Source organism: Stella humosa (assembly GCF_006738645.1).
Classification (GTDB): Bacteria; Pseudomonadota; Alphaproteobacteria; order ATCC43930; family Allostellaceae; genus Allostella; species Allostella humosa.
Genome location: NZ_AP019700.1, coordinates 3,244,700 through 3,260,014 on the forward strand (window position 1 = coordinate 3,244,700; position 15,315 = coordinate 3,260,014).

Annotated in this window: 11 protein-coding genes; 7 read left to right on the plus strand and 4 right to left on the minus strand. The window is 68.5% G+C overall.

Annotated features, from left to right (window positions below; genetic code table 11):
* Nucleotides 1-79 precede the first annotated feature (79 nt).
* Nucleotides 80-697 (minus strand): GNAT family N-acetyltransferase, encoded by a 618-nt coding sequence (locus tag STVA_RS15210; RefSeq protein ID WP_123688752.1) that lies wholly within the window; start codon nt 695-697, stop codon nt 80-82.
* Between the two features lie 18 nt (nt 698-715).
* Nucleotides 716-1,885, minus strand: a complete 1,170-nt coding sequence (locus STVA_RS15215; protein ID WP_123688753.1) for an acyl-CoA dehydrogenase family protein — start codon at nt 1,883-1,885, stop codon at nt 716-718.
* Between the two features lie 240 nt (nt 1,886-2,125).
* Here STVA_RS15215 and STVA_RS15220 point away from each other — a divergent pair, with 240 nt between their 5' ends.
* The 7 genes from STVA_RS15220 (at nt 2,126) to STVA_RS28375 (ending at nt 13,257) form a co-directional block, all read left to right on the plus strand.
* On the plus strand, nt 2,126-4,003 hold the full coding sequence (locus STVA_RS15220; protein ID WP_142235780.1) for a calcium-binding protein: 1,878 nt from the start codon (nt 2,126-2,128) through the stop codon (nt 4,001-4,003).
* 120 nt (nt 4,004-4,123) lie between these two features.
* Nucleotides 4,124-5,992 carry a calcium-binding protein gene (locus STVA_RS15225; RefSeq protein WP_142235781.1) on the plus strand — a complete coding sequence of 623 codons (1,869 nt, stop codon included), beginning with the start codon at nt 4,124-4,126 and terminating at the stop codon, nt 5,990-5,992.
* 159 nt (nt 5,993-6,151) lie between these two features.
* Nucleotides 6,152-7,096, plus strand: coding sequence for an aldo/keto reductase (locus tag STVA_RS15230; RefSeq protein ID WP_123694713.1), 945 nt, complete (start codon nt 6,152-6,154; stop codon nt 7,094-7,096).
* 48 nt (nt 7,097-7,144) lie between these two features.
* On the plus strand, nt 7,145-8,230 hold the full coding sequence (locus STVA_RS15235; RefSeq protein WP_123694715.1) for an SMP-30/gluconolactonase/LRE family protein: 1,086 nt from the start codon (nt 7,145-7,147) through the stop codon (nt 8,228-8,230).
* A gap of 35 nt (nt 8,231-8,265) precedes the next feature.
* Nucleotides 8,266-9,666 carry a sensor histidine kinase gene (locus STVA_RS15240; protein WP_123694717.1) on the plus strand — a complete coding sequence of 467 codons (1,401 nt, stop codon included), beginning with the start codon at nt 8,266-8,268 and terminating at the stop codon, nt 9,664-9,666.
* The gene (locus STVA_RS15245; RefSeq protein WP_123694719.1) at nt 9,663-10,364 is read left to right on the plus strand and encodes a response regulator transcription factor; all 702 of its coding nucleotides are present in this window, start codon (nt 9,663-9,665) and stop codon (nt 10,362-10,364) included. Before STVA_RS15240 ends, STVA_RS15245 begins: the two co-directional genes overlap by 4 nt.
* Nucleotides 10,365-10,497: 133 nt before the next feature.
* Nucleotides 10,498-13,257, plus strand: a complete 2,760-nt coding sequence (locus STVA_RS28375; RefSeq protein ID WP_170216684.1) for a DUF4347 domain-containing protein — start codon at nt 10,498-10,500, stop codon at nt 13,255-13,257.
* Between the two features lie 46 nt (nt 13,258-13,303).
* Here STVA_RS28375 and dgcA read toward each other — a convergent pair whose 3' ends face one another.
* Both dgcA and dgcN read right to left on the minus strand, forming a co-directional pair.
* On the minus strand, nt 13,304-14,287 hold the full coding sequence (gene dgcA, locus STVA_RS15255; RefSeq protein ID WP_123694722.1) for an N-acetyl-D-Glu racemase DgcA: 984 nt from the start codon (nt 14,285-14,287) through the stop codon (nt 13,304-13,306).
* An 18-nt stretch (nt 14,288-14,305) separates the two neighbouring features.
* Nucleotides 14,306-15,307, minus strand: a complete 1,002-nt coding sequence (dgcN, locus tag STVA_RS15260; protein WP_420822794.1) for an N-acetyltransferase DgcN — start codon at nt 15,305-15,307, stop codon at nt 14,306-14,308.
* Between the last annotated feature and the right edge of the window lie 8 nt (nt 15,308-15,315).

A 15,315-nucleotide genomic window follows, 5' to 3' on the forward strand; every position in this document is an offset into this window, starting at 1 on the left:
GGCGTCTCCCGCTGCTGCCGGGTGTGTGCTGGCGCCGGCATGCTCCATTGAGCCATATGGCGGCGGGTGCCCGCGACTTTCAGGCTTGCCCGATCACATTCTGCGGCGCGGCCGGACCGAGGCGGGTAGTGCCGACATAGCCGGGGGCCGGGCTGGGCCGCCGTACCTTGGCATAGACGCGGCAATCGCGCGGCACGACCGGGTCGACGTTGGGGTGCAGCGACCAGCAGCGCAGGATGCCCTCGAACGTCATCCCCGCCTTTTCCATCACCCGGCCCGAGGCGGGGTTGTCGATGTCGCAATAGGCCCATGCGCGCCAGACCCCGGGCTGGGCCAGCGCCAGTTCGACGCAGGCCGACAGCGCCTCGGTCATTAGCCCCAGCCCCCACAGGTCGCGCCGCAGGACATAGCCGAAGACGACACTGCGGCCCTCGTCGGCGATGCGCAGGTCGATGCCGCCGGCGCACATCCGCGCGGGCGCATCGATCACATAGGTCCGGTGCGTCCCGGCTGCCCAGTTCTGCGCCAGCCAGGCGATATAGGCGCGCGTGTCGTCGATGCTGCGATGGGGTCGCCAGGTCAGGTAGCGCGAGACCTCCGGGTCGCGGCCATAGCCGGCGAAGATGGCCTCGGCGTCGGCCTCGCCCGGCCGGCGCAGGACCAGCCGGTCGGTACGGATCTCCTCCGGAAAGGCCATGGTTCAGGAGGCCATGGTTCAGTAGGAACGCGGCAGGCCCAGCACGTGCTCGCCCAGATAGGCCAGGATCAGGTTGGTCGAGATCGGGGCCACCTGGTAGAGGCGGGATTCGCGGAACTTGCGCTCGACGTCGTATTCCTCGGCGAAGCCGTAGCCGCCATGGGTCTGCACGCACATGTCGGCCGCCTGCCAGGAGGCGTCGGCCGCCAGCATCTTGGCCATGTTGGCTTCCGGCCCGCAGGGCTGGCCGGCCTCGAACATGCGAGCGGCCTTCTCCACCATCAGGGCGGCTGCCTCGCTGGCGGCATAGGCCTTGGCGATCGGGAACTGGATGCCCTGGTTCTGGCCGATCGGCCGGCCGAAGACGATGCGCTCCTTGGCATAGTCGCGGGCCTTGGCGATGAACCAGCGGGCGTCGCCGATGCATTCGGACGAGATCAGGATGCGCTCGGCGTTCATGCCGTCGAGGATGTAGCGGAAGCCCTTGCCCTCCTGCCCCAGCAGGTTCTCGGCCGGCACCTCCATGTCGTCGAAGAAGATCTCGGTCGTGCCATGGTTGAACATGGTGCGGATCGGCCGGATCGTCAGGCTCTTGCCCCGTACCTCGCGCATGTCGACCACCAGCACGGACAGCCCGTCGGTCCGCTTGGCCACCTGGTCGCGCGGCGTGGTACGGGCCAGCAGCAGCAGCAGGTCGGAATGCTCGGCGCGCGAGGTCCACACCTTCTGGCCGTTGACGACATAGCGGTCCCCGCGCCGGACGGCGGTCGTGCGCAGGCTGAGCGTGTCGGTACCGCTGGTCGGTTCGCTGACCCCGAAGGCCTGGAGCCGCAGGTCGCCGGCGGCGATCCCGGGCAGCCAACGCGCCTTCTGCTCCGGGCTGCCATGGCGCAGGATCGTGCCCATCGTGTACATCTGGGCGTGGCAGGCAGCACCGTTGCAGCCGCTGCGGTGGACCTCCTCCAGGATGGCGCCCGCGGCCGAGATGCCGAGTCCGCTGCCGCCGAATTCCTCGGGGATCAGCGCCGACAGCATGCCGGCCTCGGTCAGCGCCTGGACGAACTCGGTCGGATAGGCCCGCTCGCGATCCTTCTCGCGCCAATACTCGCCCGGGAAGCGCGCGCACAGGGCCCGCACCGCCGCGCGGATCTCCGAATGGGTTTCCTGGTTCGCGTCGTGCCCGTCCATCCGCCTGCTCCTCCGATCCTGCCTGACTGGTCCGATCCTGACTGGGCGGCAATCTAGGCAGCCCGCCCCGATAAGGAAAGGCGGCGTTGTCCGGCCGGGATGGCGCCCGGCTTTTTTGTTCGGACAATCCGCAAAGCCGCTTCGTCGGCCGATGCCGCCGCACCGGATCATTCAAATGTTGAAGGTCTCAAAGCTACTGGATATGGTACCCGGTAATCTAATTTTGGGGCGACAATCATCATGGCAGTCATCAGCTGGAACGGGGCGAGCAATCTCGACCTCAAGATTCTGGGTCAGACGTTCGACTTCCGCTCGGACGTGCTGCAGATCTCGGACCCGTCGCTGCAGGCGAACCAGTTCGACCTGGTCGAGAACGGCACTGATCTGGTGATCGTGAAGTCGCGCGACGCGACGGGTGCGCCGCTGCCGGCCGCCTCGGTCACCTATGCCTACATCCCGAACATGCTGCTGCGCCAGGTCGGCGGCACGGACAGCTCGCCGGTCAGCTCGAACATCGTGCTGTCGAACGGCGGCCAGCTCTACATCGGCGACCGGATCACCGACACGCTGACGGACGATGCCGGCAACGATGCCACTGCGCTGTCGACGCAGCTCCAGTCGGTGCAGGTGTGGGGCCTCGGTGGCGCCGACACGATCTCGACGGGTGACGGCGCGGACCGCGTCTATGGCAACACGGGTGCGGACAGCATCAGCGGTGGTGCCGGCAACGACAGCATCTATGGCGGCCAGGAGAACGACACGGTCTCCGGCGGGTCGGGCAACGACAACGTCGCCGGCGACGCCGGCAACGACCAGGTCAATGGCGGCTCGGGCAACGACATCCTGTACGGCGGCGCCGGCAACGACGTCATCGACCCGGACACCGGCAACGACACGATCTTCGCCGGCAACGGCAACGACACCGTGACGGTCGGCGACAGCGACACCGGCAACAAGCTTATCTACATGGATAAGCTGCAGGACTATGTGAACATCATCTCGACCACGGGCGACCATGTCGTCTATCTGGGCGAGAACAACGACATCGCCGAGCTCGAAGCCAACTCGGGCGACATCCAGGTGTTCGGCCAGGATGGCAACGACGAGATCTATGCCCAGAACTCCGGCTCCGACACGCTCGACGGCGGCAACGACGACGACGAGATCGCGATCCTGAATGGCTCGGTCGGCGACAAGGTGCTGATCGGCGGCTTCGGCGACGACGAGATCGACATCCAGGACACCTCGGGCGTCGCCAGCCAGCAGATCCTGCCGAACACGCAGGTCACCGTCATCGGCGGCGAAGGGGATGACACGGTCGAGTACGATCGTGGCCTGTTCATCACCGATGCCAACGACGGCGGCGACGGCGATGATCATCTGGATTTCGACGACCAGACGATCCTGACGTTGCGCGATCTGTCGATCCAGAACTTCGAGACGGTGCTGTTCAGCGACTCTGAGGATTCGGTCGTCTTCGCCGATGGCAACGTGGCCGCCGGCAAGTCGTTGGTGGTCGAGGCCCAGGATGGCGACGACTATATCGACGGCTCTCGCGAGACCAACGGTACTTTCGAGCTGTACGGCTTCTTCGGCGACGACACACTGATCGGCGGCGCCAAGAACGACACCTTGATCGGTGGCGAGGACGTGGACTACCTGGTCGGCGGCGCCGGGCAGGACCAGTTCGTGTTCGCGTATGCCGATGAGTTCGACACGCCGGACGTGCTTGGCGACTTCACGGGCACGGTCGACCAGGCGGTCTTCAACGGCAACAGCTTCGGCGGCATGTCGGCGATCGACGGCTACAAGGGCACGACCGGCGTCGGCGCCAGCGCCAACGACAACCTGTTGATCGCCACCGGCCAGGGCTATTCCCAGCTGGCGCAGTTCGACACGTTCCTGTCGGAAGGTGCCGCCGACAACAACAAGCCCGGCTTCTACATCTTCTTCAACACCAACGAGAACCGTGCGGAGATGTACTTCGACACGGACATGACGAGCACGGACGGCGCGCTCCTGATCGCGACCTTCAACAACATCACGGCGGTCAGCCAGCTCGACAAGCTGAACGAAGGCCCGACCGGCAACAACTCCGGCGACTTCGTCATCATCTGACGTTCCAGGCAGGGCATCGGCCGGCCGGACATCGTCGTCCGGCCGGCCGATGCGCCTGTTGAAATCCTTGCGTCCGCTGGCTAACCTGTTCCCCCTTTGCAATCGGGGGACGTACAAGTCATGGCGGTTATCAGCTGGAATGGGGCGAGCAATCTCGACCTGAAGATCCTTGGTCAGACGTTCGACTTCCGCTCGGACGTGCTGCAGATCTCGGACCCGTCGCTGCAGGCGAACCAGTTCGACCTGGTCGAGAACGGCACCGACCTGGTGATCGTGAAGTCGCGCGACGCGACGGGCGCGCCGCTGCCGGCCGCCTCGGTCACCTATGCCTACATCCCGAACATGCTGCTGCGCCAGGTCGGCGGCACGGACAGCTCGCCCGTCAGCTCGAACATCGTGCTGTCGAACGGCGGCCAGCTCTACATCGGCGACCGGATCACCGACACGCTGACGGACGATGCCGGCAACGACGCCACTGCGCTCTCGACGCAGCTCCAGTCGGTGCAGGTGTGGGGCCTCGGTGGCGCCGACACGATCTCCACCGGTGACGGTGCGGACCGCGTCTATGGCAACACGGGTGCGGACAGCATCAGCGGTGGCGCCGGCAACGACAGCATCTATGGCGGCCAGGAGAACGACACGGTCTCCGGCGGCGGCGGCAACGACAACGTCGCTGGCGATGCCGGCAACGACCAGGTCAATGGCGGCTCGGGCAACGACATCCTGTACGGCGGTGCGGGCAACGACGTCATCGACCCGGATACCGGCAACGACACGATCTTCGCCGGCAACGGCAACGACACGCTCACCCTCGGCGACAGCGACACCGGCAACAAGCTTGTCTACATGGATAAGCTGCAGGACTTCGTGAACATCATCTCGACCACGGGCGACCATGTCGTCTACCTGGGCGAGAACAACGACGCCACCGATCTCGAAGCCAATTCGGGCAACATCCAGGTCTTCGGCCAGGATGGCAATGACGACATCTGGGCCCAGAACTCGGGCTCGGACACCCTCGACGGCGGCAACGACAACGACTATGTCGGCATCGGTGAGGGTTCCGTCGGTGACAAGGTCCTGATCGGCGGCTTTGGCGACGACCAGCACGAGGTCGAAGAGAACTCGGGCAACGCCAGCTCCCAGATCCTGCCGAACACGCATGTCACGGTGTCGGGCGGCGAGGGCGCCGACTCGATCGGTTACGAACGCGGCCTGTTCATCACCGATGCCAACGACGGCGGCAGCGACGATGACTGGATCTACTTCAACCAGGCGACCATCCTGACGCTGCGCGACAAGTCGCTCGAGAACATCGAGACGGTGACCTTCAGCAATAGCGGCGACTATGTCGTCTTCGCCGATGGCAACAACGTCAAAGTCGTAAACGGGAACGACGGCGAGGATTACCTCAGTGCCGCCCGCGAGACCTCGGCTGGCTACACGCTGAACGGCGACAGCGGCTACGACACGCTGATCGGCGGCGCCGGCAACGACAAGCTGAATGGTGGCAGCGAGCAGGACCAGCTGACCGGCGGCGCCGGATCGGACACGTTCCAGTTCGCCGACATTTGGAACGGAAACAGCTATCGGGACGTCCTGACGGACTTCACGGGCGGCTCGGACAAGGCGACCTTCAACGGGAACCTGTTCGGCGACGTGTCGGCGATCGACGGCTACAAGGGCACGACCGGCGTCGGCTCCAGCGCCAACGACAACCTGCTGATCGCCACCGGCCAGAGCTATTCCAGCGTTGGCCAGTTCGACAGCTTCCTGTCGGAAGGGGATGCGGACAACAACAAGCCCGGCTTCTACATCTTCTTCAACTCGGACACGAACCGGGCGGAGATGTACTTCGACACGGACATGACGAGCACGGAGGGGGCGGTCCTGATCGCGACGTTCAACAACATCACGGCGGTCAGCCAGCTCGACAAGCTGAACGAAGGCCCGACCGGCCACAATTCGGGCGACTTCGTCATTCTCTAGTCGACGGCGTCGAACCGAACGCGACCGGGGCCGGGGGAGAAATCCCCCGGCCCTTTCGCATTCGGGACAAAGCGCCAGACACCTCGCCAAGGCCGGTTCCCGGCTGCGCGCCGGCGTGGCAGGATGGCGGTTCCTCACCCTAGAAGCGAGTATCCCCCAGTGGAAATCCGGAATCTCGGAACGTCGGGACTGCTGGTCTCGGTGGTCGGCCTGGGCTGCAACAATTTCGGCGGCCGCATCGACCTCGAAGCCTCCCGCAAGGTGGTCGACCGGGCGATCGACCTCGGCATCACGCTGTTCGACACGGCCGACATCTACGGCAACCGGGGCGGCTCGGAGACATGCCTCGGCGAGATCCTGGGCTCGCGCCGCAAGGACATCGTGCTGGCGACCAAGTTCGGCATGGAGATGTCCGATGACGGCGTGCTCGTCGGCGGCGCCCGGCGCTACATCATGCGCGCGGTCGAGGACAGCCTGCGCCGGCTGAAGACCGACTGGATCGACCTCTACCAGCTTCACCGGCCCGACCCGCGCACCCCGATCGAGGAGACGCTGCGCGCGCTCGACGACCTGATCCACCAGGGCAAGGTGCGCTATGTCGGCTGCTCCAACCTGCCCGGCTGGCAGGTGGCCGATGCGCAGTGGACGGCGCTGCATAATGGCATCAACGGCTTCGTGTCCTGCCAGGACGAGTACAGCCTGGTCGTACGCGGCATCGACAAGGAGCTGATCCCCGCCGCCCGGCGCTTCGGCATGGGCCTGCTGCCCTTCTTCCCGCTGGCGAGCGGCCTGCTGACCGGCAAGTACAAGCGCAATGCCGAGCTGCCGGCCGGCGCCCGCCTGACCGTCACCCAGCGCCTGGCCGACCGCTACATGACCGACGCCAACTGGGGCATCGTCCAGCAGTTGGGCGACTTCGCGGCCGCCCGCGGCCACACCATGCTCGAACTGGCCTTTAGCTGGCTCGCCCGGCGACCCCCGGTGTCGAGCGTCATCGCCGGCGCCACCAAGCCCGAGCAGCTCGACCAGAACGTGAAGGCCGTCGACTGGAACCTGACCGCCGAGGACATGGCCGAGATCGACCGCATCACCGGCCAAGCCTGATCCAGCTTCACGACAACACGGCGCCACGACAACCCGGAGGACACGCCCATGGCCGTCAAGAAGACTGCCGTAAAAAAGGCCGCCGTGAAGAAGACGGCCGCCAAGAAGGCCGCCGTCAAGAAGGCCGACGCCATCAAGGGTCCGGTCGGTCCGGCGCCCACCGCCCTGCCGCCGGCACCCGATACTTCGGGTGCCCGGTGGGAACCGGAGCGCCGCTATCCCGACCCGCTGATCGAGCAGCTTCACCCCAGCTTCGCGCGCTACCGCCTGCCGCTGGCTTCGGTCGAGCGCCTCTATACCGGCTGCCGCTGGGCCGAAGGGCCGGTGTGGTTCGGCGACGGCCGCTTCCTGCTGTGGAGCGACGTGCCCGGCAACCGCATGTACAAGTGGGAGGAGGAGACGGGTGCGGTCTCCACCTTCCGCGGGCCGTCCAACAACGCCAACGGCAACACCCGCGACCGCCAGGGCCGGCTCGTCACCTGCGAGCATGGCGGCCGGCGGGTGGTGCGGACCGAGATCGACGGCACCATCACCGTCATCGCCGACCGCTTCGACGGCAAGCGCCTGAACTCGCCCAACGACGTGGTGGTGAAGTCCGACGGCTCGATCTGGTTCACCGACCCGCCCTTCGGCATCATCAGCGACTATGAGGGTGATCGGGCGGACCCCGAGCTGCCCACCAACGTCTATCGCGTCGACGGCGTCACCGGCGAGATGACCGCGGTGGCCGAGGGTATTCTCGGGCCCAACGGCCTCTGCTTCTCGCCGGACGAGTCCATTCTCTACGTCGTCGGCTCGCGCGAGACGCCGCGCAACATCCAGGCGTTCGACGTGGTCGATGACGGCACGCGGCTGGCACGCGGCCGTGTCCACATCAATGCGGGCCCGGGCACGCCCGACGGCATGCGCTGCGACGTGGACGGCAACCTGTGGTGCGGCTGGGGCATGGGCCAGGCCGGGCTCGACGGCGTCGTCGTCTTCAACCCGGGCGGCGAGCCGATCGGCCGCATCATGCTGCCGGAGCGCTGCGCCAACGTCGCCTTCGGCGGCATCAAGCGCAACCGCCTGTTCATGACGGCCAGCAAGTCGCTCTATGCCCTCTACGTCAACGTCCAGGGGGTGAAGGGCGGCTGAGCCGCAGCCTCCTTCCCTCCTACGCCCAGGGATCGATGACGACGATCGAGCTATCCGCGGACGAAGCGCCGGCCGGCCAGGTCAATCCCTGGCTGGCCCGGTTTCGCGACCATGGACTGGAGGCGGAGTTTCGCGCCGACCACCTGCCCGACCAGCGTCGCCGCGCCATGATCGTCGTCGCCTCAGCCACCTTCGCGGGCACGCTGAACCTGGTGACCGAGTTGCCCCTTTTCCTCGCGGGCGACCGCTCGCTGGCCGGCATCGTGGCGCTGCGATGCCTGGCTTTCGCGATCGGGGTCGGCGTCTTCCTGTGGCTTCGCCGCGAACAGCGGCCGCTGTGGCTCGACATCGGCCTGGCGGCCTACGGCATGACCATCGTGCTGCTGAGCCAAGTGCTGCTGGCAACCCATCCGGGCATCGGCATCATGGGTGCGACGTCCGTCGCCTGCACGGTGGCGCTGATCTATTTCTTCGCCCCCCTGCCCTTCGCGCTGGTGGTCCTGCTGACCGCCACCATGTCGTTCGGCGGCTGGATCGCATGGGCGTGGCTGCGGGTGCCGGCACCCACGCCGGACGACGCATACCGCCTCGTGCTGTGGCTGCTGGTGCTCAATCTGGTGGGCCTGTTCGGGGTGAATGCCGGCCAGCGCACGCTCCGCGCCCTGTTCTGGAAGCAGTGTGAGCTGGAAGCCGCCACCCGCTCCCTCTCGATCCAGCGCGACCAGCTCGAACGCAGCTTCCGCCGCGAGCAGGCGACGCTCGGCCAGTATCGCCAGTTTGCCGCCCTGATCGCGCACGAGTTCCGCAACCCGCTCGCCATCGTCAAGGGCAAGGCCCAGTTGCTGCAACTGGCGGCCCGGCTGCGCGCGCCGCCCGACGCCGATGCCCTGCCGGCGATCGAGCGCGCCGTCGACCGGCTCGACACGCTCTTCAACCAGTGGCTTGCCAGCGACCAGATCGAGGATGGCGATATCCCCTTCCATATCGAGACGGTATCGGTCGCCGGCCTGATGCAGCAGGTGCTCGACACCGCCCTGCCCTCGGCCCGCCACCCGCTGGCGCTGGCTCCGGTCGACCATCGCCTGGCGGTGCAGGGTGACGAGACCCTGCTGCGGCTGGCCGTGCTGAATCTGGTCGACAACGCGGTCAAGTATTCCCCGGCCGGCGGCGCCATCGACATGGCGGTGACTGCCGAGGACGGGTCGGTGACGATCACGGTGCACGACCACGGCATCGGCATCGACGCCCGCCATGTGGCGCGCGTCTTCGACAAGAACTTCCGCGTCCGGCCGGAGAGCGACATTCCCGGCTCGGGCCTCGGCCTCTTCCTCGTGCGCCGGATCGCCGACCTCCATGGCGGCAACGTCACCGTCGAGACGGCGCCCGGGGCCGGTAGCCGGTTCCGGCTGTCCCTGCCTGCCGCCGCCCCCGCGTGACCGCAGCGGCCGCCAGCCCCCCGCGCCTGTCCGTCCTGGTGGTCGAGGACGAGCACGAGCTGAATGCCACCATCGTGTCCTACCTCAACCTGTCCGGGTTCGCGGCGTCGGGCGTCGGCAGCCGAAGCGCCGCCGACGCCTGGCTCGGCGCCCATCGCTGCGACCTGGCCGTGCTCGATCTCGGCCTGCCGGACGGCGACGGCCTCGACCTTGCCCGGGTGCTCAGCGATGGCGACCGCTGCGGGGTGGTGCTGATGACCGCGCGCGGCCGGCTCGACGACCGGCTGCAGGGCTATCAGGCCGGCGCCGTCCAGTACCTGGTGAAGCCGGTCGACCTGCGCGAGCTGGTGGCGGTGCTGGGCGCCGTCGGCCGGCAGCGCGGCCAGGACGCGGTTGCCGGCTGGATGCTGGACGCACTTGCCTGGCGGCTGGTCGCGCCCGGCGGCCGGGACGTCGCCCTGACGCGCTCGGAACTGGCCTTCCTGGCCGCGCTGGCGGAGCGGCCGGGCCAGGCGGTCGGCCGCGCCGCCATCATCGAACGCCTCGGCGTCCCGGCCGACAGCTACGACCCGCGGCGCATGGAGATCATGGTCCGCCGGCTGCGGGCCAAGGTCGATGCCAGGACCGGCGGCACCCTGCCCGTCGAAACCGTGCACGCCGTCGGCTACGCCTTTACCGCGCCCATCCGGCGGACCTGAACGTCCCGCCACCCGACTGTCGGATTTCGTCGAATCCGGTCGCAACCGGTTCGTTGTCGCCGCTCGGGCGCTCGATACCATCCCCCTAGACGCAGGGAAGCCGGATGCTTCCGCCGCAGGAGGATGCCCGACCGTGCCGGACAGCAGCAGCGACCGAGCGAACCCGTACCAGGCCGCCGATCTCGTCGTCATCGATGCCACGCTGGCCGACTGGCCCATGCTCGCGGCAGCCGCCCCGGATGGCGCCCGCGTCCTGGTCATCGAGCCGTGCCAGGACGGGTTCAGCCGCCTTGCCGACCATCTGGCGGTCAACGGCCCGGCCGGCGCGGTCCATGTCCTGGGCCACGGCGCCCCCGGACTGGCGATGCTGGGTACCGGCCGGCTGTCGACCGCAACGCTGGATCGCTACGCCCCCACCTTGTCCGGCATCGGCGGCAGCTTGGCCCCCGGCGGCGCGATCCTGTTCTATGCCTGCGCGCTGGCGGGATCGGACGAAGGTGCCGCGCTGATCGACAGCGTGGCCGATATCGCCGGCGTGGCCGTCGCCGCATCGATCGACCGCACCGGCGCCGGCGGCAACTGGCGCCTCGACTATCGCGCAGGAACGGTCGAAGCCTCGGTCATCGCAGCCGATGCCTATCCGCACGCGCTGGCGGAAATCGCCGGCTCGACCTACACGGCGACCACGGCCACCGGCGAACTCATCATCGCCGGTGGCGGCGGCGGCGGCGGCGGCGGCCAGGGATCCTTCACCAATGCCGGGGCCGGCGGCGCCGGGGGCGGTGGCGACGACCTCGTCACCGGCTCGGCGGGTGACGACGTCATCTTCGGCGATGGGGCCGGCGGCGGCGGCGGCGCCTTCCTCACCTTCGACGCCACCCTGGTGACGCCGGGCGGGGTCGGCGGCGGCGGGGCCGACACGCTGCTCGGCGGCGGCGGCAACGACATCATCTTCGGCGATGGCCTGGGCGGCGGGCATAGCAAGCTATCTGTTGCTGATACCGTGGTCGGCGGAGAAACGACCGATGCCGGCGGCGGCGGATTCGGCGGCGGCGGCGGTGGCGGCGGCAATGCCGGGCAGAACGGCAGCGGCGTCAGCTTCAACGGCGGCACGGGCGGCAGCGGCAGCCTCGGCGCCGGCGGCGGCGGCGGCGGCGGCACCTACAATCCGACATGGATGCTGGTACCCGGCGTGGGCGGCAGCAGCGGCGGCATCGGTGGGTCGGGCGGGACAGACGCCGTGCTGGCTGACGGTGGTGCGGGTGGTGGAGGCGATGGAACCGCTGTACCCGGCACCGGCGGCGTCGACGGCTTCCCCGACCCAGGCTATGGCGGCGGCGGTGGCGGTGGCGGCGCCGGGTTGGGCTCCGGCGGTGCCGGCGGGGCTGGCGGCAGTGCCAACGAATCCACCTCGGCCACGGCCGGTGCTGCCGGTGACGAGAACTTCCATGTCGTCACCGATCCGGACGTGCTCGCCTTCCTCATCGGCGTCATGCAGGGCATCGGCGTCGACAACATGCTCAGCCTGATCTCCGGCGAAGGTTTCGCCGCCCTCGGCAGTGGCGCGGACGTGATCGACGGCGGCGGCGGCTCGGACGATCTGGTCGGCATGGGCGGCGCCGACACCTTCGTCTTCGAGCTGGAGGACGCCGGCGCCGACGATACCGACCGAGTATGGGACTTCTCCGGCGACGCCCTGGCATTGACGGTCGGCGGCATTCGCATCGACGACGATACGCGCGACCAGGTGTTGGACGGCCAGACAGCCGATGGGGACGACCGCAGCATCGTCCATAGCGACGGCACCGCCCACCAGGTCACCATCACCCTCAAGGGTATCGGCCGCGATCTGACCGCAGCCGACTTCGCCGGGGCAGCGTCAGCCGGTACGAAGCCCGCCAACCGGGACCCGACTGGCACCGCCGACGCCTACGAGGTGGTGACGGGCGGCGTATTGCGGGTCGGTGGACCGGGCCTGCTCACCAACGACCGGGACGCCGATGGGGATGGCCTGCAGGTCCAGGGCATCCTGTCGAAGCCGGCCAATGGCGCGCTCGAATGGAATGCGGAAGGTGGCTTCACCTACACCCCCGAGCCGGGCTTCACGGGCACCGACGGCTTCACCTACGCGCTGAGCGACGGGCGGTTCGGCACGACCGCCGTGCGGGTGACGCTGACGGTCGCTCCCCGCGCCGAGCCGGACGATGACCCCGATGGGGATTGGCCGCGACCCTTCGTCGTGACCGGCGGTCCCGGCAACGAGCGGCTGTCCGGAACCTATCTGCCGGACTCGATCCAGGGCATGGATGGCAGCGACACGATCACCGGCGACGGCGGACGCGACCAGTTGAACGGCAATGCCGGCGACGACCTGGTGATGGGCGATGGCGACGAGGATGTCGTCTGGGGCGGCCTGGGCCGCGACCGCGTCCTGGGCGGGCCCGGCAACGACTGGGTGCTGGGCGACCGCGGCGACGACACCGTGCAGGGTGGCCAGGGCAATGACCACGCCTGGGGCGGCCAGGGTGACGACATCGTCCTGGGCGAACGCGGCCGCGACGTGCTCGATGGCGGCCAAGGGGATGACACGCTGGCGGGCGGTGCCGACGACGACCTGCTGCGGGGCGGCGCCGGCAACGACTGCTTCGTCTATCGCGCGGGCGACGGCCTCGACCGCATCCTGGATTTCGACGCGGCCGGCGGCGACGTGATACGGCTGGAGGTCGGGCCCGGCGGGCTGCTGGACGGTGTGCCGATCGGCGGCTTCGACGACATCGCCGACCGCCTGTTCGACATCCCTGGCGGGGTCCTGCTGTCTCTCGACGGCCAGGGTATCGTGATCGAGGGGGTGACCCGGGCCCAGCTCTCGGCGGCGGACTTCCTGGTGGTGTGACGGCCGCCGGGGCGGCCGTCCCTACCCACGTTCCGTTTGGACCGGACTAGCCCCAGAGCGACGGCGAGGCCGGATAGACGATGCTGCCCTCGTAGCGCAGGCCGCCCTCGCGGTCCTGCGCCATCAGCAAGGGCGCATCCAGGTCGACGAACTCCGCCCCCTGGCCCACCAGCACGCCCGGCGCCATGGCCAGCGACGTGCCCACCATGCAGCCGACCATGATGCCGTAGCCGGCGGCGCGTGCCGCCTTGGCCAGTTCCAGGGCCTCGGTCAGGCCGCCGGTCTTGTCCAGCTTGATGTTCACCAGGTCGTACTTGCCGGCCAGCTTGGGCAGCGAGTGACGGTCGTGGCAGGCCTCGTCGGCGCAGACCGGGATCGGCCGGGCGATGCGGGCGAGCGGCCCGTCGCGATCGGCGTGCAGCGGCTGCTCGATCATCACCACGCCGAGTGCGGCCAGCTTGGGCGCGTATTCGGGGAAGTGCGCCTCGGTCCAGCCCTCGTTCGCGTCGACGATCAGGCGGCTGGAAGGGGCATTGGCACGGATCGCCTCGACCCGCGGCAGGTCGCCCTCGCCCGTCAGCTTGATCTTCAGCAGCGGGCGGTGGCTGTTGGCCGCCGCCGCCCGGCCCATGTTCTCGGGCGTGTCCAAGCTCAACGTGTAGGCCGTGGTCAGCGGCCCCGGCGCCTTATCCAGCCCCGCCAGGCGCCAGACCGGCTGGCCCGAGCGCTTGGCCTCCAGGTCCCAGAAGGCGCAGTCGACGGCGTTGCGGGCAGCACCGGCCGGCAGCAGCGACTGGATCGCATGCCGGTCGGCCCCGCCGCGCACAGCTTCGGCCACCCCTTCGATCTGCGCGATCACGCTGTCGACGCTCTCGCCATAGCGCGCATAGGGCACGCACTCGCCGCGGCCGCGATGGCCGCCGTCATGGATCTCGACGACGACGACCTCCGCATGGGTGCGGCTGCCGCGGGAGATGGTGAAGACCTGCGCCAGCTTGAAGAGCTCGCGGCTGATCGAAAGGGTGGCCATTTCCGCTTGCTTCCAGCCTTAGTTCAGCACGTCCGCGATGGCGGCGACCCCGGTGCGCACCGGATCGACCGCGGGCATGCCGAACTTGTCCGCCGTTTCCTTCAGGTAGCGCTCGGCCGCCGCCGCATCGAGTGCCGAGGTGTTGATCGCCAGCCCGATCACCTTGCAGTTCGGGTTGGTCAGGCGACCCATCTCCTCGTTGACGCGGATGCACTCTGCCAGGTCGGGCAGCGCATAGGTCGGCAGGCCGCGCATGTGCTTGCGCGTCGGCTCGTGGCACATGACGAGCGCGTCGGCGGCCGAGCCATGCAACAGGCCCAGGCTGACGCCGGCATAGGAGGCGTGGAACAGCGAGCCCTGGCCCTCGATGATGTCCCAATGGTCATCGTCGTTGGCCGGGCACAGCCACTCGACCGAGCCCGAGATGAAGTCCGACACGATGGCATCGACCGCGATGCCCGAGCCGGCGATGAAGATGCCGGTCTGGCCGGTCGCCCGGAAATCGGCCTTCTTGCCGCGTGCGCGCAGCTCCTTCTCGATGGCGAGTGCGGTGAACATCTTGCCGATCGAGCAGTCGGTGCCGACCGCCAGCAGGCGCTTGCCGGAGCGCTTCTTGCCGTCGGCCACGTCGAAGGACTGGGTCGGATGGCGGACGTCGAGCAGGATGCGGCCGTTGCGCTTGGCAGCCGCGGCCAGCTCGGGGATGTCGGCCAGGCGCTTGTGCAGGCCGCTCGCCACGTCCATGCCGAGGTCGAGCGCCTTCTCGAGGCTGGCGACCCAGCTATCGGGGATCTTGCCGCCGCGATTGGCGACGCCGACGATGACGGTGCCGACGCCGGCCTTGGCGGCCTCCTCGATCGACATGTCGGGGATCTTCAGGTCGGCCTTGCAGCCGGGCAGCCGGAACTGCCCGACACACCAGTCGCGGCGCCAGTACACGACGCCGTCGGCCACCTTCGCCGCGAGCTGGTCGTGCGAGTCGCCGATGAACATGAGGTAGGGCGTACGGAGGGCGGTCACGGTTCGGA